We start from the raw sequence: 17,935 nt of genomic DNA, 5'->3' as shown, positions 1-17,935 counted from the left end.
TCTTCCAGGCGGGAACGGGTCGAGCGCATCGCTCAGCCGATCCGGATCTTGGTGTCGGCGCTGAACGCATAGGGCGGCACCGGCAGGTTGAGCGGCGCAGGGCCCTTGCGGATACGGCCCGAGGAATCGTAGTGCGAACCATGGCAGGGGCAAAACCAGCCGTCGAAATCACCCTTCGGATCGCCGGGGGAGTTGCCGAGCGGCACGCAGCCGAGATGGGTGCAGTTGCCGTACACCACCAGGAACTGCTCGTGGCCGGCCTTGACGCGAGCCTCGTCGGCCTGCGGGTCGGGCAGCGTCGCGACATTGACCGCGCGCGCTTCTTCGATCTCCTTCTTCGTGCGGTGGCGCACGAAGATCAGCTTGCCGCGCCAGAACAGCTTGATCGCCTGCCCTTCCGCGATCGGCGCGAGATCGACGTCGATCGGCGCGCCCGCGGCGACCGTCTGGGCGTCGGGAGCGAGCTGCATCACCAGCGGCACGACGACCGCGCCGAGGCCGACGGCACCGGCGGCGCCGGTCGCAAGCATGAGGAAATCGCGGCGGGTGGTTTCGGTCGATGTCGTATCGGTCGCGTGCGCCACGATCCAATCCTCTAAAACGTCAGTCGAGCTTTGTAACAACTCGAAATTTCAGCCCCAGCGCCCCTCTTAGGGGCGCGTCGTCACGGCCGCAATGCGGCGGCACGTCACTGTCGCGCTCTTTGACATGCACTTTGGACGAAGTCTACTGTTCCGCAGGGCGCGCCGATGCAGGCCCCGTAGACGCTCGGCGCACAGGCGCCAGCGCCGGCTCAGGCCGAAAGCTTTTCGGGGTCGGCAGCAGCCAGGAAGCCGCCCGACTGGCGCGACCAGAGGCGGGCATAGAGACCGCCGCGCGCCACCAGTTCGGAATGACTGCCGACATCGACGATCCGGCCCTTGTCGAGCACGATCAGCCGGTCGAGCGCGGCGATGGTCGACAGCCGGTGCGCGATCGCGATCACGGTCTTGCCCTGCATCAGCGCCGTGAGCTGCTCCTGAATCGCGGCCTCGACCTCCGAATCGAGCGCCGAGGTCGCTTCGTCCAGGATCAGGATCGGCGCGTCCTTCAGCAGCACGCGGGCGATCGCGATGCGCTGGCGCTGCCCGCCGGAGAGCTTCACGCCGCGTTCGCCGACGCGCGAATCGAAGCCCTGCCTGCCGTCCTGGTCGCTCAAGCCCTGCACGAAGTCATGGGCCGAGGCCTGCCGCGCGGCTTCCGCGATCTCGGCCTGCGTCGAGCCGATCCGGCCATAGGCGATGTTGTCGCCGATCGAGCGGTGCAGCAGCGAATTGTCCTGCGTCACCATGCCGATCTGCGCGCGAAGTGAGTCCTGCGTGACATGGGCGATGTCCTGCCCGTCGATCAGGATGCGCCCGCCCTGCAGCGGATAGAGCCGCAGTAGGAGGTTCACCAGCGTCGACTTGCCGGCGCCCGACGGCCCGACGAGCCCGATCTTCTCGCCCGGCCTGATCTCGAGATCGAGCCCCTCGAACAGCCCCTCGCCCCGGCCGTAATTGAAGCGGATCTTGTCGAAGCGGATCGCGCCCCTGTCGACCACGAGCAGCACCGCATCCTGCGCATCCGTCAGGTCATGCGGCCGGGCGATCGTCTCCATGCTCTCCTGCACGGAGCCGAGGTTCTCGAAGACGCCGCGCACGAGATGGATCAGCCAGGTCGACATCTGCACGAGCCGCAGCACCAGTCCGATCGAGGCCGCGACCGCGCCCGGCGTCATCGCGCTTTGGCTCCAGAGCCAGAGGCAGAGCCAGGCCGTGACCACCACCAGCAGGCTGTTCATCGTCTGCAGAATGACGCTGACGCCGGTGATGAGCCGCGACAGATGCAGGAAGGAGGCGTTCCAGCGCGTCAGCGAATCGCGCACGGCGGAGCGCTCGGCATCGGCGCGGGCGAACAGCTTGACCGTCAGGATGTTGGTGTAGGCATCGACGATGCGCCCCGTCGTCGAGGAGCGCCCGAGCGAGTTCGCCTCCGAACGCTTCTTGGCGCGCGGCACGAAATAGATCAGCAGCGCGACATAGGCCGCGAGCCAGACCAGAACGGGAAGCGCCAGCCAGAGCGAGGTCGAGCCGAAGAAGCCGATCGCGACCGAGGCGAAGATCAGCGCGTACCAGAGATCGTCGATGACCTCGATCGTCGCGCCGCGGATCGACTGCCCGGCCTGAAGGACGCGGGAGGAAAGCCGGCCGGCGAAGTCATTCTGGAAATAGCCGAGCGCGTGGCCGAGCGTGTATACATGGTTGCGCCAGCGGATCTGGTTGGTGATCTGCGGCACCACGACCTGGTCGACGATCGCGTGGTTGGCGAAATAGATCAGCGGCCGGACCACGACGAGCAGGAAGGCCGCACCCAGCAGCAATGCGCCATGGTCGCGGAAGATCGTCTCCGGCGACTGGGTCGAGAGCAGGTCGACGAACCAGCCGACCATCAGATACATCGCCGCCTCGATACCGCTGAAGCCGAGCCCGGTGAGCATGATCAGGGCCATCCAGCCCTTCACGCCCTTGATATGGTGCCACATGAACGGCCAGACGCCGCGCGGCGGGGTCTCGCGCTCGTCGAAGGGGGCGAAGACGTCGATCCGGCTCTCGAGCCAGCGGAACAGAGGGGTGAACATGTGCGCCCTCCTCTGGACCGGCATGGCGACGAAAATCTGGCGACGAAAAGCTGACGTGATATGGGGCGCTTCGCCCGCGAAGGCCAGCGCCCCCGACGCATGGCTGTCAAAGGCCGGCGTTCTTGACGCATATCCAGGCGTCACCCCATGACAGCAGCCAGATGACAACACCGCCCCTGCGCCTCGCCCTCTACCAACCCGACATCCCGCAGAACGCCGGCACGATGATCCGCATGGCGGCCTGTCTCGGCATCGCGGTGGATATCGTCGAGCCGGCCGCCTTCGACGTCTCGGACCGGCATTTCCGGCGCTCGGGTATGGATTATCTCGAGCGCGCCGCGGTCACGCGCCATGATTCCTTCGCCGCCTTTGAGACCTGGCGGCGTGCAGCCGGCCATCGCCTGATCCTGGCCGAGACCGACGGCACGTTGCGCCATCTCGACTTCGCCTTCCGGCCTGGCGACGTCGTCATGGTCGGCCGGGAATCGGCGGGCGTCGCGCCGGAGATCCATGCCGCCGCGGATGCCAGCGTCCATATTCCCATGCAGCCCGGCTTGCGCTCTCTCAATGTCGCGCTCGCGGCTGCGATGGTAATGGGCGAGGCCTTGAGACAGACGGGCGGCTATCCGCCCCGCGACGGAACATAAGCCATGAGCCAGCCTAGCCCGGCCGAAACGCCCCCCGCCGATCCCGCCGCCGCCGAGGCGATGAAGCCACGCGCCAAGGCCTGGTTCGAGACCTTGCGGGACCGCATCTGCGCCGCCTTCGAAGCCATCGAGGACGAGGCTGCCGGCCCTTTCCCGCCCGAGACCGATGCGCCCGGACGCTTCGAGCGCACGCCCTGGCAGCGCACCAACCATGACGGCGCCGGCGGCGGCGGCGGCGTCATGTCGATCCTGCGCGGGCGCGTCTTCGAGAAGGTCGGCGTCCATGTCTCGACCGTCCACGGCACCTTCCTGCCCGAATTCGCCGGCCAGATCCCGGGTGCGGCCGAGGATCCGCGCTTCCATGCCACTGGCATCTCGCTGATCGCCCATCCCTGGAACCCGCATGCACCGACGGTGCACATGAACACGCGCTTCGTCGTCACGACGAAGCCCTGGTTCGGCGGCGGCGCGGACCTGACGCCGGTGCTGAACGCAAGGCGCAGCCAGGACGACCCCGACGCCATCGCCTTCCATGCCGCGATGCGCGAGCCCTGCGAGCATCACGCTCCGATCGCGGACTACGAGCGCTTCAGGAGCTGGTGCGACGACTACTTCTTCCTGAAGCACCGCAACGAGCCGCGCGGCATCGGCGGCATCTTCTACGACTATATCTGGTCGGGCGATCCGGAAGGCGATCTCGCCTTCACGAAAGCCGTCGGCGAGGCCTTCCTCGAGGCCTATCCGCCGATCCTGCGGGCCAATATCGGCAAGCCCTGGTCGGAGGCCGAGCGCCACGAGCAGCAAGTCCGTCGCGGCCGCTATGTCGAGTTCAACCTGCTCTACGACCGCGGCACGATCTTCGGCCTGCGCACCGGCGGCAATGTCGATTCGATCCTGTCCTCCATGCCGCCGACTGTGCGCTGGCCGTAAGGTCTACAGCGCGGCCACAGCACGCTCGACGAAGCCCGCCTGCGCGGCGCGCTCCGCCGGCGCATCCGCTTCGATCCAGTCCCACCGCGCCGCATCCAGCACCCGTCCGACCTGCGGCCCGGCCGGCACGCCGAGCGCGATGACGTCCCGCCCACTCGGCAGGAAAGGCGGCGTGCGGCCCAACTCGGCGATCATGCCCTGCGCCCGCAATTGCGCTGCCTCCTCGGTGGTTGCGGCGAGCAACACCAGCCCTGCGGCCACAGCATCCTGGCCGATACGGTGGGCGAGATGGCGCAGTTCCGCGACCGTCGGCTCCGAAGCGCGCCCCGAGAGCGCCTCCAGCGCGCCGGCGATGCGTTCGATCCGGTCGAATTCGTCATTCGACAGGCGCAGATGCTCCCGCAGCCTGAGCCCGTCCTCGCGCACGCCGACCGCGAGCGCCGCAAGCCGAAACGCCGGATAGACCGATCCCGCGTCACGGCCCGAGGCAATCGCCGCGAAGCGCGACAGATGCGGCACGCCGCCGATCACAGGCATCAGCAATCCCGCGCCCGCCATCGTGTCGACGACCTCGACCGCGCCCGGCGCGACCAGGAGCTTCATCAGTTCGGCCCGCACGCGCTCGCGCGACAGCCCCGCCAACCCGGCGCGCCCGGCGATGCAGGCCGCCAGCCCCTCCGCATCGGGTGCCCCCCCGCCATAGCGGGCATGGAAGCGGAAAAAACGCAGGATGCGCAGATAGTCCTCGCGGATGCGCGTCAGGGCATCGCCGATGAAGCGAATGCGCCGCCCGGCCAGATCATCGAGCCCACCGCAATAATCGTGGATCGCGCCCTCGCGATCCAGCGAGAGCGCGTTGACGGTGAAGTCGCGCCGCAGCGCATCCGCGACGAAATCGCGCCCGAACACGACCTTTGCCCGGCGCCCGTCCGTCTCGACGTCCTCGCGCAGTGTCGTCACCTCGAAGCCGATGCCGTCGCGAACCAGCGTCACCGTGCCGTGCTCGACGCCTGTCGGAACCGCCTTGAAGCCTGCGCGCTTCCCGCGCCGGATGGTTTCCTGCGGCAGGGCGGTCGTGGCGAGATCGACATCGCCGACCGGCTCGCCCAGCAGGAGATCGCGCACCGCGCCGCCGACAACGCGGGTTTCCTCGCCCTCCCCGTTCAGCGCGTCCAGCACGGCGGCGAGCGCCGGCAGCTCCAGGAAGGCGGCGATCCGCTCCTGCGGCAATGTCATTTGAAGCGGCCGGGCACCAGCTTGCCGTCCTCCATATGCGGCGGCTCGTAGACTCCCTTGCTGCGCGGCGCAGTCCACCCGCTATAGGCGACGAGCCCGATGGCAAGCGAGAGACCGACGATCGCCAGCCAGAAGACATGCCGGCTCCAATGCTCGACATCGAGCGGGTTGCGGCGGTTGACGACGAGATACCCCGCAAACACGCAGAAGGGCAGGACGAAGAGAAGCACCTCTTCGATGATCGCGCGGAGCATGGGCCTGGCCGTCCTGTCGGTTCAGCCGACGAGCCGCTCATAGAGATTGCGGATCATGCCGGCAGTTGCTCCCCAGATATAGCGATCCCCGAACGGCATCGCATAGTAGGTGCGATAATGCCCCTGCCATTCGCGGCCCTCGCGCAGATGGTTCGCCGGGTCGAGCAGGAAGGCGAGCGGCGTTTCGAAGGCTTCGTCGACCTCATTGGTGTTGAGGGTCAGCGAGAACGGCGGCTCGACCAGCGCCACCACCGGCACGATGCGATAGCCGGTCCCGGTCAGATAGGCGTCGAGGAAGCCCAGCGTCCGGACGCGCTCGCGCGGCAGGCCGATCTCCTCCTCCGTCTCGCGCAACGCCGTCACCACCGGCGAGCCGTCGACTGCATCGACGCGTCCGCCGGGAAACGCCACCTGCGCCGAATGGCTGCGCAAAGCCGCCGCGCGCTGCGTCAGCAACACGGTCGGCCCGTCCGGGCGCGGCACGACCCCGATCAGCACAGCGGCCGGGACCGCCGCCTTCTCGTCCGGCGGCGCGATCGGCTGCGGCTGCATCTCGTGGTCGCCGCGCGGGCGGTGGATCACATCCCCGAACGACGGCGGCTCCGGCCGCAGCCTCTGCTTCGCCAGATCGATGAATTCGTCGGCCGTCAGATTCAGCGCCCGCATTACAGCCCTTCGATCTCGCTCGCCGGCACGGCCGGGTAGAAATGGCCGCCCGCAGCGACACCGAACATGGGGATGCCCTCGACGTCGCGCACCTCGCCCAGCGCCAGCAGGTCATAGGTCAGGGCGCGGGTGACGCGCGCCCAGAGGCCCCTGCGGACATGAACATAAGGCTTGAGCCCGTCCCCAACCTCGCGCTGGAAGCGAATCGCATGCTCCGGACCGACCTCCACGAGATCGTCGACATGGGTCCGGAACGCGATGGAGCGGGCCTCTCCCTCGCCATCGACCGCCATTTCGACGGCCTGGAACGGCGCGTCCTCCACGACGATCCCGAGTTTTTCGACCGGGGTCACGAGAACGTAATCGTCGCCGTCGCGCCGCAAGACGGAGGAGAAAAGCTTGACCAGAGCGGGCCGTCCGATCGGCGTTCCCAGATAGAACCAGGTCCCGTCGGCGGCGATCCTCATATCGATATCGCCGCAGAAATCGGGATTCCAGCGCTCCACGGGCGGCAACCCGCGCGTCTTGCCGCCACGTAGCGCCGCGACCAGACGTTCCATCGCATTGCCCGTTTCGATCATCGAAAAGCCCGTCCGCGCCGCATGCGGCATATTGGTTGCATCGTCGTCTCTGCCTTGAACTCCACATAATCGTGAAGCGGAGTTCTGTGCACCGCGCCATTCCGCCCTTGAGCCGGCATGGCGCGCCGTCCACACTCAACGGCTCAGGCCGTTGCAAGGTTGCAAGACCGAAGGTCCCAGGACGCTGCGCGGCGCAGCCCCCGAGGGTGAAGGAGATCGACATGGTGGCGCAAGTGCGTGCGGCGGAAGCCAACCCGCCGATCAGCCTCGATACCGGAATCGTCGAGGCCGCGGAAGCGGCGCTGGGCGCGATCGGCGCGGCCCGCACCGAGATCGGACAGGTCATCTTCGGCCAGCAGAAGGTCGTCGACCTCTCCCTGATCACATTGCTGGCGGGCGGCCACGGCCTGCTGGTCGGCGTGCCCGGTCTCGCCAAGACGAAACTCGTAGAAGCCATGGGCACCGTCCTCGGCTTGAGCGCCCGGCGCGTCCAGTTCACGCCGGACCTGATGCCATCCGATATCCTTGGCTCCGAGGTGCTCGACGAGAGCGCCGACGGCAAGCGCCATTTCCGCTTCATCAAGGGCCCGGTCTTCGCCCAGCTTCTGATGGCCGACGAGATCAACCGCGCGAGCCCCCGCACCCAGTCCGCCCTGCTGCAGGCGATGCAGGAGCACCATGTCACGGTCGGCGGCGAGCGCTACGACCTGCCGGCTCCTTTCCACGTCCTGGCGACCCAGAACCCGATCGAGCAGGAGGGCACCTACCCCCTGCCCGAGGCCCAGCTCGACCGCTTCCTGCTCGAGATCGACGTCGACTATCCCGACCGCGAGGCCGAGCGCCGCATCCTGACCGAGACCACCGGCGCCTCCGAGCACAAGCCGGTCCAGGCGATGACCGCCGAGACGCTGATGTCAACGCAGCGGCTGGTGCGCCGTCTTCCCGTCGGCGAAAACGTCGTCGACGCCATTCTCGATCTCGTCCGCTCCGCCCGCCCCGGCGACGGCAGCGACACCTCGATCACCGGCAAGCTCGCCTGGGGCCCCGGCCCGCGCGCCAGCCAGTCGCTGACACTGGCCTGCCGCGCCCGCGCGTTGGTGGAAGGCCGTCTCGCCCCGTCCGTGGACGATGTGGTAGCGCTCGCGATCCCCGTGCTGAAGCACCGCGTCGCGCTGACATTTGCCGCCCGTGCCGACGGCGAGACCGTCGAGGGCATCATCGGCAAGCTCGTCGAACGGCTGGGATAGGGGGCCAGGGCCGATGCTGCGCACGCGCGTTCTCGGGCCTGCCGAACGCCAGCCGGCCAAGCCGGTTGTCACCGCCTCGCTCGATCTCGCGGCGCGCCTGCCTCGGCTGATCCTCGAGGCGCGCCGGGTTTCGGCCAGCGTTCACGGCATTCATGGCCGCAGGCGTGCCGGGCCGGGCGAGACCTTCTGGCAGTATCGCCCGCTCGTCACCGGCGAGTCCTCCTCGCGTATCGACTGGCGCCGCTCGGCCCGCGACGGGCATCTCTTCGTGCGCGAACGCGAATGGGAGGCCTCGCATGCGATCTGGCTCTGGATCGACCGCTCGGCCTCGATGGGCTTCGCCTCCTCGCTCGCCGTGACCTCGAAGGTCGACCGGGCGCTGGTCGCTGGCTTCGCCCTGGCCGAAACGCTGGTCGAGGGCGGCGAGCGCGTCGGCCATCTCGGCCTGACCCGCGCCCTGGCCTCGCGCCGCATCGTCGAGATGCTCGCGCAGGCGATCCTCGTCGATGCGAAGGGCGCGGAGTCTGACCTGCCGCCGGACGCGCCGCTGCCGCGCCTCGCCGATGCGATCATCATCACCGATGGGCTCTCGCCTGCCGCCTCGCTGACCAAGCGCATCGCGACACTGTCGTCATCGGGTGCGCGCGGCCATGTCCTGCTGATCGCCGACCCGATCGAGGAGACCTTTCCCTTCACCGGCCAGGCCGAACTCTTCGATCTCGAGGACGGTCTCTCCCTTCGCGTCGGCGATGCCGGCTCCTGGGGGGAAGAGTATCGCCAGCGACTGGAAGCCCATCGCGACGCCATCAGGGAGGCCTGCCGCAAGGCCGGCTGGACGCTGACGCTCCACCGCACCGACCGGCCTGCGAGCGAGGGTGTGCTGCGCATCGCCAGCCTTGTCGCCGCCGCCCGCGGAACCGGGAGATAGCCCATGCTGAGCTCGCTCCCCCTCGCCTTCTCCGCGCCGCTGGCCCTCGCCGCGCTCGCCCTGCTGCCGGCGCTCTGGCTGATCCTGCGGGTGACGCCACCGCGCCCGCGACGGATCGATTTTCCACCGCTGAAGATCATGACCGATCTCGTCGCCAAGCGCGAAATGCCGGCCCACACGCCCTGGTGGCTGCTGGCGTTGCGCATGCTGATCGCGGCCCTGGCGATCCTAGCCGTCGCCGGCCCGGTCTGGAATCCCCCGCGCGAAGCCGGCCCGTTGCGCGGCCCGATGCTGCTGCTCATCGACAGCGGCTTCGGCGCTGCGACCGACTGGCCCGAGCGGCTCCTGGTCGCAGAATCGCGTGTCGCCGCCGCCGCCCGCGAAGGCCGGCCGGTCGCACTCGTCGGCCTCGCGGAGAATCCGGCCGAGATTGTGCTGTCCGAACCCCGCGCCGCGCTCGACCGGCTGCGCGCCTTCGCATTGCAGCCGCATGCGCCGGACCGTGGCGCCCATCTGCCCCGCATCGAGGCCTTTCTGCGTGCCGCGCCGGATACGGAGGTCGTCTGGGTCGCCGACGGCCTGTCCGTGACGGATGATTCCGCCTTCCTCGCCAGACTGAAGCAGGTGGCGGACGCCAGCCGCCTCTCGATCCATGCCGGCCCAATCGACCAGCTCGCACTCGCCGCGCCCGAGAATCTCGCCGGCGCGCTCGCCGTCAAGGTGCTGCGTCCGACGACGGCGGCAGCCGCCAGCGGCCAGGTCCGCGCCCTCGACCTCAAGGGCCTGCCGCTCGGAGATGCGCCTTTCGTCTTCAACGGCGCGGACCTGCAGACGACCGCGCGACTGACCCTGCCGATCGAGGTTCGCAACGCCGTCTCGCGGCTGGAGATCGTCGCCGAGCGAAGCGCCGCGGCCGTCGCCCTGCTCGACGACCGCGCCAAGCGCCGCCGCGTCGGCATCGTCTCCGGCGCCACTACCGATACCGCCCAGCCGCTGCTCTCGCCGACCTACTACGTCTCGCGCGCGCTCTCGCCCTTCGCCGAGATCCGCGAGCCGCGTCCGGGGTCGACCGACCCGGTCGGCGAATTGCTGGCGCAGAACCTCTCGGTCCTGGTTCTCGCCGATATCGGCGCGCTCGACCCCGACACAGCCGGCAAGATCAACGCCTTCATCCAGCGCGGCGGCGTGCTGCTGCGTTTTGCCGGCGCGCGCCTGGCCGCCGCCACCGACGACCTTACCCCGGTCCGCCTACGTCGTGGCGGTCGCACGCTCGGCGGCGGCCTCTCTTGGGAAACGCCGCGCAAGCTCGCGCCCTTCACCCGAGAGAGCCCGTTCTTCGGCGTGGCCATCAACGACGACGTGCGCGTCTCCCGGCAGATTCTGGCCGAGCCCGAGGCCGACCTCTCGCGCAAGACCTGGGCGGCGCTGGAAGACGGCACTCCGGTCGTCACCGGCGAGCGCCGCGGCGACGGCATGATCGCGATGATGCATGTCACCGCCGACACGACCTGGTCGAACCTGCCGCTGTCGGGCCTCTTCGTCGAAATGCTCCGCAAGATCGTCGGACTTGCCGGCACCGGCCCGGCCGAACCCCAGGGAGAGGATGCCCGCGTGGAGACCCTGTCGCCGACCCGCGTCCTCGACGGCCATGGTGTCTTCCGCAGCCCGCCCGCAACCGCCCAGCCCGTCCCCCGCAGCCTCACCAGCCGCGCCACGCTTGCGCACCCGCCCGGCATCTACGGCCCGGCCGAAGGCTCGCTCGCCGTCAATGCCCTGAACTCCACGGACACTCTCCGCGCGATCGACCTCGCGGCGCTGGGCGCACCGATCCTGCCAGTCGACAAGCCCGTCGCCCTCGACATCCGCCCGCAGCTTCTGGTGCTGGCGCTTCTGCTGCTGGTGGCCGACACGCTGGCGACGCTCTGGCTCGGCGGCAGGCTTTCGGTTGCCCGCAAGGCCCGCCGCGCCGCCCCGGCCGCGATACTGGTGGGGCTGGCTCTTGGTGGAACGACGCTGCTGCCAGAACCCGTCCGAGCCCAGGCACAGGCGCAAATCCCGGCCCCTCCGGCGGTAGCCGCAGCCCCTGTCGACCAGCGCCCGCCGATTCCGCGCGAACTCTTCGCCGCCGGCGCCGTGACCCGGCTCGCCTATGTACTGACCGGCGACAGGACGGTCGACGACATGTCCAAGGCCGGACTCGCCGGGCTGAACCTGGTGCTCGGGGCCCGGACCGCGCTGGAGCCGGGCGAGGCCGTCGGCGTCAATGCCGAGCGCGACGAACTCGCCTTCTTTCCGGTGCTCTACTGGCCGATCGTCGCCGGACGGCCGATCCCCAGCGCCGAGACGCTGCGCAAGCTGGAGGCCTATATGAAGGGCGGCGGGCTCGTGATCTTCGACACCCGCGACGCCATGAGCGCCCGGCCCGGCGGCGGCACCACGCCCGAGGGCGACCAGTTGCGCCGCATGCTGCAGACGCTCGACATCCCCGAGCTCGAGCCGCTGCCGCGCGACCACGTCCTGACCAAGACCTTCTATATCCTCGACGGCTTCTCGGGCCGCTACGATTCCGGCACGACCTGGGTCGAGATCCTGCCGCCCGCCGGCGCCGATGGCCGTCGCCCGGCCCGCGCCGGCGACAATGTCTCGCCCATCGTCATCACCTCGAACGATCTCGCCTCGGCCTGGGCCGTGAACCGGCGCGGCGAGCCGCTCGTGCCGCTTTCGGGTTCCGATCCGCGCCAGCGCGAAATGGCGCTGCGGGCCGGCGTCAACCTCGTCATGTACGCGCTCACCGGCAACTACAAGGCCGATCAGGTCCATGTCCCGGCCCTGCTCGAACGCTTGGGACAGTAGGATATGTGGAGCCTCTCCTTCGCCCCCCTCGTCCCGCTGCCGCTGCTGATCGGCCTCGCCATCCTGGCGGCGCTCGCAGCCGGCGCAGCGATCGTGCTGGCAGGCAGGAGCGCCATCCTGCGCGCGCTGGCCCTTGGCGTGCTGACGGTGACGCTGGCCGACCCCTCCCTCGTCTTCGAGGATCGCGAGCCGGTCAAGGACGTCGTCTCCGTCATCGTCGACCGCTCGGCTTCCAACAGGCTGGCCGACCGTGGCGCGCAGACCGAGGCCGCCCAGGCCGAGGTCGAGCGCCAGCTTCGCGGGCTCAGTAATGTCGAGTCGCGCATCGTCGAGGTGCGCGATGCGCAAGGCTCTGGCGACGGCACCCGTCTGTTCGAGGCGCTGGCGGCGAGCCTCGCCGACGTACCGTCCGAACGTGTCGCCGGAGCCATCGTCATCAGCGACGGCCTGGCCCATGACGCTCCGCCGAACGCCGAGGCGCTCGGCCTGCGCGCTCCGTTGCATGTGCTGACGACCGGCCGCAACGCCGAAGTCGACCGCCGCATCGTGCTGGTCGACTCGCCCCGCTTCGGCATCGTCGGCAAGGACCAGAACGTGCGCCTGCGCGTGCTGGAGAAGGGCGGACCCGGCCGCGCCGGCCTGACCATCCGCCGCGACGGCGAGATCGTCGCGCGCCGCGAGGTCACCGTCGGCGAGATCGTCTCGGTCCCGGTCAGGATCGACCGCGGCGGCCCCAATGTCATCGAGATCGAGGCCGCCCCGCTCGACAGCGAGCTTACGCTCGCCAACAACCGCGCCGTCATCACGATCGACGGCGTCAGGGACAAGCTGCGCGTGCTGCTGGTCTCGGGCGAGCCGCATCCGGGCGAGCGCACCTGGCGCAACCTGCTCAAGGCCGACGCCAATATCGACCTCGTCCATTTCACCATCCTGCGCCCGCCCGAGAAGCAGGATGGCACGCCGATCAATGAACTCTCGCTGATCGCCTTCCCGACGCGCGAGCTGTTTCAGGTCAAGATCAAGGAATTCGACCTGATCATCTTCGACCGTTACGCCAACCAGTCGATCCTGCCGCTGGTCTATTTCGACAACATCGTCCGCTATGTCCGCGAGGGCGGTGCGCTCTTGATCGCGGCCGGTCCCGAATATGCCGGCGCCCAATCGCTCTCGCGCACACCACTCAACCAGATCCTGCCGGCGGCGCCCGACGGTTCCGTGATCGACGAGGCCTATCGCGCCCGCGTCAGCGAGCCCGGCAAGCGCCACCCCGTCACGCGCGACCTGCCGGGCTCGGAGGTCGAGCCGCCGCAATGGGGCGAATGGCTGCGTATGGTCGGCGCCCGCGCCCGCACAGGCTCGCCGGTGATGACGGGCCCGGGCGAGCGCCCGCTGCTGATGCTGGCGCGCGAACAGAAGGGTCGCGTTGCGCTCTTCCTCTCCGACCATGCCTGGCTCTGGGCTCGCGGCTTCCGCGATGGCGGCCCGCATCTCGACCTGCTGCGCCGGCTCGGCCATTGGCTGATGAAGGAGCCCGATCTCGAGGAGGAGGCGTTGCGCGCCGTCGCGCGCGGCGGCGTCATCGAGGTCGAGCGCCAGACGTTGGGCGACAACCCTGCCCCCGTCATCGTCACCAGCCCCGACGGCCAATCGCGCTCCGTCCCGCTCGAGCCCGGCCGGCCCGGCCTGTTCACCGCCCGGATTCCGAGCGGCGAATTCGGCCTGCACCGCATCTCCGGCGACAACCTCATCGCCTTCGCCAGCGTCGGCCCGGAGAACCCGCGCGAACTGATGGAGGTCGTCAGCAACCCGGCGGCGCTTCAGGCGCTGGCCGAAGCGACCGGCGGCTCCTCGCGCCGGATTGGGCAGGAAAGTGGCTCCGGCGTCACGGTGCCGCGCATCGTCCCGGTCCGCTCGGGCAGCCAGTTTGCCGGCTCGGACTGGATCGGCCTGCGCATCAGCGATTCCGGCATCGTGCGCGGCGTGCAGATTTCGCCGCTCTTCGTCGGATTGCTCGGCCTTGCTTTGCTCTTCGGCGCGCTGGTCGCCGGCTGGCTCGGCGAGAGCGGCCGCAAATTCAACCGGCGGCCCGATGCAGCGTGATGGCCGACCCATCGTCATGGTCGGGCTTGACCCGACCATCTCGGAAGCCAGCGCCTTCTGGTCATAAGATTCTCGGGTCAAGCCCGAGAATGACGCTTCAGCACCTCACGCGCCCGGCTTGAACACCGTCACCGCCCCACGCCGCTGCGCGAGCACGCCCTCGACCAGTTCCAGCGCGAGGAACCGCGCCGGATCGGCCGGCCCCGGCAGCACGAGATGCCCGGGCGCGATGATCTTGAAGCCGAAGCGCGCATAGTAGGGCGCATCGCCCACCAGCAGGATCAGGTCGTAGCCAGCCGCGCGCGACGCCTCGATCGAGCGGTTCATCAGGGCAGCGCCGATGCCCCTCCCCTCGAAGGCGGGATCGACCGTCAGCGGCCCCAGCATCAGCGCAGTGTGGCCGCCGGCGTTGACCGGCGTCACCCGGATCGAGCCGACCAGGAAGGTGCCGACATGAGCCGCGAAGGTCAGCGCCGGGTCGGGCGGCACGCCCTCGCGCAGGCGGAACGCCGTGCGTGCGAAACGCCCCGGCCCGAAGGCCCGTTCATGCAGCCGCTCGATCGCGGGCGCGTCAACGGGAAGCTCATGGCGAATGGTCAGCGGAAGTGAAGTCATGACGGCGGCAAACCTGCGGGCGGGCAGAAGACTGGACGTGGTGAACGCAGGGTCCGCGCAAGGCGCGGCCATGCCGGGAAGCGCGTTCAGCGCGCCGGTCGTCGCAGCAGGGAAATGAGGTGCCCGTTCGTCATGGTGGAGGCGCTGTAGCAGGACGGAACGCGCGCGTCTATGCGGCAGCCGGACGAAGCTGTCGGGAGCCGAGAGGCGGCGTCACTTGCCCGCTATTCCCAAGAGCATCCGTCCGAACAACCACCCGAACAGCGCCGGAAGGCTATAGAATCCGATGCCGACGAACGGCTAGGCAGGCTCCTCGGCCACCAATGCCCACTCTTTCCCCGGCATGAAGCACACGGTCAGGATGCTCACGACGAAGGGCACGAACCACCAGGGTCTTCTAAGCAGTGCCAGAGCCGAGCCCAGCACCAGGCCACCGATCCCCCAAACGTCCTGTAGCGACGCTTCCACTACCAGTCTCCATTCGGCATCACTTCACCGCCGATCTCCGCCAGTCTCCGCCGCGTCGCCGGCGTCGTGCCCGTGGGCAGCGCGTCGAGCGGAAAGAAGCGCGCCTCCGCGATCTCCATGTCCGGAGCCCGCAGCCCCTCGACGATGAAGTCGCGCACGACATAGACGGCGACATGGTCGCGCCGCGCCAGGGCCGGGTTGAAGAACATCCCGTACAGCACGGCAGGTCCGGTCAGCCGGACCGCGCCCTCCTCGCGCAGTTCGCGGGCAAGCGCCTGCTCCAGCGTCTCTCCGACCTCGACTCCGCCGCCTGGCAGATACCAGCCCGGCGTGTAGGTATGGCGCACCAGAAGGACCCGTGCCCGGTCGTCCAGGACCACGCCGCGGACCCCGAGCGTCATGCCTTGCGACAGGCGAGTGTAAAGATGCGCGACCCAACGCGAGGCACGTCGCAGCCGGCCCGCCCGCCTGGGCTCGGCCTCCGGCACCAGCGATCCGTCCTTCGGGGTCATGCCCCGGCCAAATTCAAAGAAATCCTGAATTGTCTATGCAAAAAGCGCATAACAGACCCTCGATTGGCGTTCCGTTACGTCACAAACGCACCACAAAGGAGGCAGATACCACCGCCTCATCGCTGGGGTATTTTGTCATGCTGCTCTCTTTCATCATCGCTCGCCTGAAGGCCAAGCCGGCTTACGTCTGGAAGCCCGCTCTGACCTTGACCGATTCGCGCATCGTTTCCGAGCTGACCGGCGCGGCCAACTGAGCCGGGCTGGAGCGCAGGCTGCGTCGAAGTCGACGCATCTGCGCGCTTGACGGCGGGGTGCTCGCGAGGGCAAGCGCTTGGGCTGTGTTCAAGCTCGCGCATCTGTCCGACCCGCATCTCGGCCCGCTCGCGGGCTTCTCGCTGCATCAGCTCATCGGCAAGCGTGCGACCGGCTATGTCAACTGGCGCCGCAAGCGTCGTCATGCCCATGACATGGAGATTCTGGCACTGATCGTCGCGGACATCCGCGCGCAGCAGCCGGACCATGTCGCCTGCACCGGCGACGTCGCCCATATCGGCCTGCCCGACGAGTTCAAGACAGCCGTCGCCTTCCTCGACACGCTGGGCGCCCGCGAGGCCGTCAGCTTCGTGCCGGGCAATCACGACGCCTATGCCCGCTCCTCGCTGAAGGCCCTCGCCGGCCATCTCGCACCCTGGGTCGCCAGCGACGATGGCGGCATCGGCTATCCCTGGTATCGCCGGCGCGGCAATGTCGCGCTGATCGGCCTCAACACCGGCATCCCGACCCTGCCGCTGATGGCGACCGGCCGCGTCGGACGAGAGCAGATCACAGCGGCCGAAGCGCTGCTGGACCGCGCCCGCAATGAGGGCCTGATTCGCGTCGTGCTGATCCACCATCCGCCCTATGTCGGCGGCGCCCGGCGTTCGCGCGAACTGGTCGATGCGGCGGCGTTCGAGGCGATGCTGGCGCGCAAGGGCGCCGATCTCGTGCTGCACGGCCACAATCACAAATTCTCGGTCGCCTGGCGCCCGGGCGCGGGGCGCGACGTGCCGATCGTCGGCGTGCCCTCGGCCTCGATCGGCCCGCTCGGCCATGGCGAGATGGCGACCTGGCACCTGTTCCGGATCGAGGGCGATGCGAAAGCGCCGCACATCTCCTTCGAGCAACGCGGCTTCGAGCTCGACGGCACGGTGATCCGTCGCCAGGAAATCGCCCTGCACGCCAAGCCGGTGTGATTGTCAGACAGACGCCACCTGAGACCCCCCTGAGAATTCGTCAGCGCGAGTCGGCTGGCGCGGTATTCGAGAACCGGAGCGGACATCGGTCCGTGAGCACCGGAAGCGCAGAACACCGCGTCAGATGGCCGCGATGGCGGATTGGCAGGCGCGCTCAGATGCAGCGCCCGCCATCGACGGCCAGCACCGTGCCCGTCACCATGTCGGCATCGTCCGAGCAGAGATAGAGCGCGGCATTCGCCATGTCCTGCGGCGTCGAGAGCCGGCCCCACGGGATCGAGGCGCGGAACTGCGCGCGCTTCTCCGGCGTGTCCTCGCCCATGAAAGTGGCGAGCAGCGGCGTCTCGCCGGCGACGGGTGCGATGGCGTTGACGCGGATGCGATCCGGCGCGAGCTCCACTGCCATGGATTGCGACAGCAGGTTCACCGCCCCCTTGGAGCCGTTGTACCAGGTCAGGCCCGGCCGCGGACGGATGCCGGCCGTCGAGCCGATGTTGAGGATCACGCCGCCGCCATGCTCGCGGAAATGCGGCACCGTCGCCAGCGTCATCAGGTAGATCGACTTGACGTTCACCGCGAAGACCCGGTCGAAGACGTCCTCGGGAACCTCCGTCATCGGCATGTTGCGATGGGTCGTGCCGGCATTGTTGACGACGATGTCGAGCCGGCCGAACTTCGCGATGACGCGTGCCACGGCCTTGTCGACGCTCTTGGCTTTGGCAACGTCGCAGGTCACCGCGAAGGCCTTGCGGCCGATCGCCTTGGCCGCTTCCTTGGCCTTGTCACCGTTCAGGTCGAGCACCGCGACGCGCGCGCCCTCCTTCACGAAGGTCTCGGCGATGCCGAAGCCGAAGCCTTGCGCCGCGCCGGTGATCAGCGCCGTCTTGCCCTTGAGTCTCATGCTGTATCCTTGTGGTCTTCTGTGCTGCGATCTTTGGTTCGGATCGATCGCGGCAACAAATGCGTTTTCGCGGCTGCGCCGAGACGGAAAGCGTATGGCGCGCTTG

16 protein-coding genes are annotated in these 17,935 nt (G+C 68.8%); 7 read left to right on the top strand and 9 right to left on the bottom strand.

Annotated features, from left to right (window positions below; translation table 11 throughout):
* Window positions 1-32 precede the first annotated feature (32 nt).
* Both petA and AC1RMY_RS04785 read right to left on the bottom strand, forming a co-directional pair.
* The gene (petA, locus tag AC1RMY_RS04790; protein WP_492862800.1) at window positions 33-584 is read right to left on the bottom strand and encodes a ubiquinol-cytochrome c reductase iron-sulfur subunit; all 552 of its coding nucleotides are present in this window, start codon (window positions 582-584) and stop codon (window positions 33-35) included.
* A 209-nt stretch (window positions 585-793) separates the two neighbouring features.
* The gene (locus tag AC1RMY_RS04785; protein ID WP_492862799.1) at window positions 794-2,659 is read right to left on the bottom strand and encodes an ABC transporter ATP-binding protein; all 1,866 of its coding nucleotides are present in this window, start codon (window positions 2,657-2,659) and stop codon (window positions 794-796) included.
* A gap of 161 nt (window positions 2,660-2,820) precedes the next feature.
* On the opposite strand from AC1RMY_RS04785, the gene AC1RMY_RS04780 reads away from it, so the two are divergent.
* Both AC1RMY_RS04780 and hemF read left to right on the top strand, forming a co-directional pair.
* The gene (locus tag AC1RMY_RS04780; protein WP_492862798.1) at window positions 2,821-3,306 is read left to right on the top strand and encodes a tRNA (cytidine(34)-2'-O)-methyltransferase; all 486 of its coding nucleotides are present in this window, start codon (window positions 2,821-2,823) and stop codon (window positions 3,304-3,306) included.
* 60 nt (window positions 3,307-3,366) lie between these two features.
* A complete protein-coding gene (hemF, locus tag AC1RMY_RS04775) occupies window positions 3,367-4,236 on the top strand; it encodes an oxygen-dependent coproporphyrinogen oxidase (RefSeq protein WP_492863561.1) in 870 nt (289 codons plus the stop codon).
* Window positions 4,237-4,239: 3 nt separating this feature from the next.
* Here hemF and AC1RMY_RS04770 read toward each other — a convergent pair whose 3' ends face one another.
* From AC1RMY_RS04770 to AC1RMY_RS04755, 4 genes are read right to left on the bottom strand one after another with little or no spacing between them, the layout of a single operon-like run.
* A complete protein-coding gene (locus tag AC1RMY_RS04770) occupies window positions 4,240-5,472 on the bottom strand; it encodes a CCA tRNA nucleotidyltransferase (protein WP_492862797.1) in 1,233 nt (410 codons plus the stop codon).
* Window positions 5,469-5,726 carry a DUF6111 family protein gene (locus tag AC1RMY_RS04765; protein WP_492862796.1) on the bottom strand — a complete coding sequence of 86 codons (258 nt, stop codon included), beginning with the start codon at window positions 5,724-5,726 and terminating at the stop codon, window positions 5,469-5,471. The genes AC1RMY_RS04770 and AC1RMY_RS04765 overlap by 4 nt, the downstream gene beginning before the upstream one ends.
* Before the next feature lie 21 nt (window positions 5,727-5,747).
* On the bottom strand, window positions 5,748-6,392 hold the full coding sequence (locus tag AC1RMY_RS04760; RefSeq protein ID WP_492862795.1) for a CoA pyrophosphatase: 645 nt from the start codon (window positions 6,390-6,392) through the stop codon (window positions 5,748-5,750).
* Complete coding sequence (locus tag AC1RMY_RS04755; RefSeq protein ID WP_492862794.1) at window positions 6,392-7,003, bottom strand: DUF1285 domain-containing protein; 612 nt, start codon at window positions 7,001-7,003, stop codon at window positions 6,392-6,394. The genes AC1RMY_RS04760 and AC1RMY_RS04755 overlap by 1 nt, the downstream gene beginning before the upstream one ends.
* 191 nt (window positions 7,004-7,194) lie before the next feature.
* On the opposite strand from AC1RMY_RS04755, the gene AC1RMY_RS04750 reads away from it, so the two are divergent.
* Genes AC1RMY_RS04750 through AC1RMY_RS04735 form a run of 4 tightly spaced genes read left to right on the top strand, consistent with a single transcriptional unit; the run spans window position 7,195 to window position 14,101 of the window.
* Entirely contained in the window at window positions 7,195-8,220 is a 1,026-nt protein-coding gene (locus tag AC1RMY_RS04750; RefSeq protein ID WP_492862793.1) for an AAA family ATPase, read from the top strand.
* 13 nt (window positions 8,221-8,233) lie between these two features.
* The gene (locus AC1RMY_RS04745) at window positions 8,234-9,148 is read left to right on the top strand and encodes a DUF58 domain-containing protein (protein ID WP_492862792.1); all 915 of its coding nucleotides are present in this window, start codon (window positions 8,234-8,236) and stop codon (window positions 9,146-9,148) included.
* A gap of 6 nt (window positions 9,149-9,154) precedes the next feature.
* On the top strand, window positions 9,155-12,001 hold the full coding sequence (locus tag AC1RMY_RS04740) for a DUF4159 domain-containing protein (protein WP_492863560.1): 2,847 nt from the start codon (window positions 9,155-9,157) through the stop codon (window positions 11,999-12,001).
* 3 nt (window positions 12,002-12,004) lie between these two features.
* Window positions 12,005-14,101, top strand: coding sequence for a hypothetical protein (locus AC1RMY_RS04735; RefSeq protein ID WP_492862791.1), 2,097 nt, complete (start codon window positions 12,005-12,007; stop codon window positions 14,099-14,101).
* Window positions 14,102-14,206: 105 nt separating this feature from the next.
* On the opposite strand, the gene AC1RMY_RS04730 is transcribed toward AC1RMY_RS04735, so the two are convergent.
* On the bottom strand, window positions 14,207-14,716 hold the full coding sequence (locus tag AC1RMY_RS04730) for a GNAT family N-acetyltransferase (RefSeq protein ID WP_492862790.1): 510 nt from the start codon (window positions 14,714-14,716) through the stop codon (window positions 14,207-14,209).
* Window positions 14,717-15,183: 467 nt separating this feature from the next.
* Complete coding sequence (locus tag AC1RMY_RS04725) at window positions 15,184-15,696, bottom strand: NUDIX domain-containing protein (protein ID WP_492862789.1); 513 nt, start codon at window positions 15,694-15,696, stop codon at window positions 15,184-15,186.
* 338 nt (window positions 15,697-16,034) lie between these two features.
* Here AC1RMY_RS04725 and AC1RMY_RS04720 point away from each other — a divergent pair, with 338 nt between their 5' ends.
* Window positions 16,035-16,928 carry a metallophosphoesterase family protein gene (locus AC1RMY_RS04720; RefSeq protein WP_492862788.1) on the top strand — a complete coding sequence of 298 codons (894 nt, stop codon included), beginning with the start codon at window positions 16,035-16,037 and terminating at the stop codon, window positions 16,926-16,928.
* Between the two features lie 154 nt (window positions 16,929-17,082).
* On the opposite strand, the gene AC1RMY_RS04715 is transcribed toward AC1RMY_RS04720, so the two are convergent.
* Complete coding sequence (locus tag AC1RMY_RS04715) at window positions 17,083-17,829, bottom strand: SDR family oxidoreductase (protein ID WP_492862787.1); 747 nt, start codon at window positions 17,827-17,829, stop codon at window positions 17,083-17,085.
* Window positions 17,830-17,935 lie beyond the last annotated feature (106 nt).

This window comes from Allobosea sp. GW822-FHT03F07, from assembly GCF_058801345.1.
Note: the sequence above shows the minus strand (reverse complement) of the source record. Positions and strands in the feature narration are given on the sequence as shown.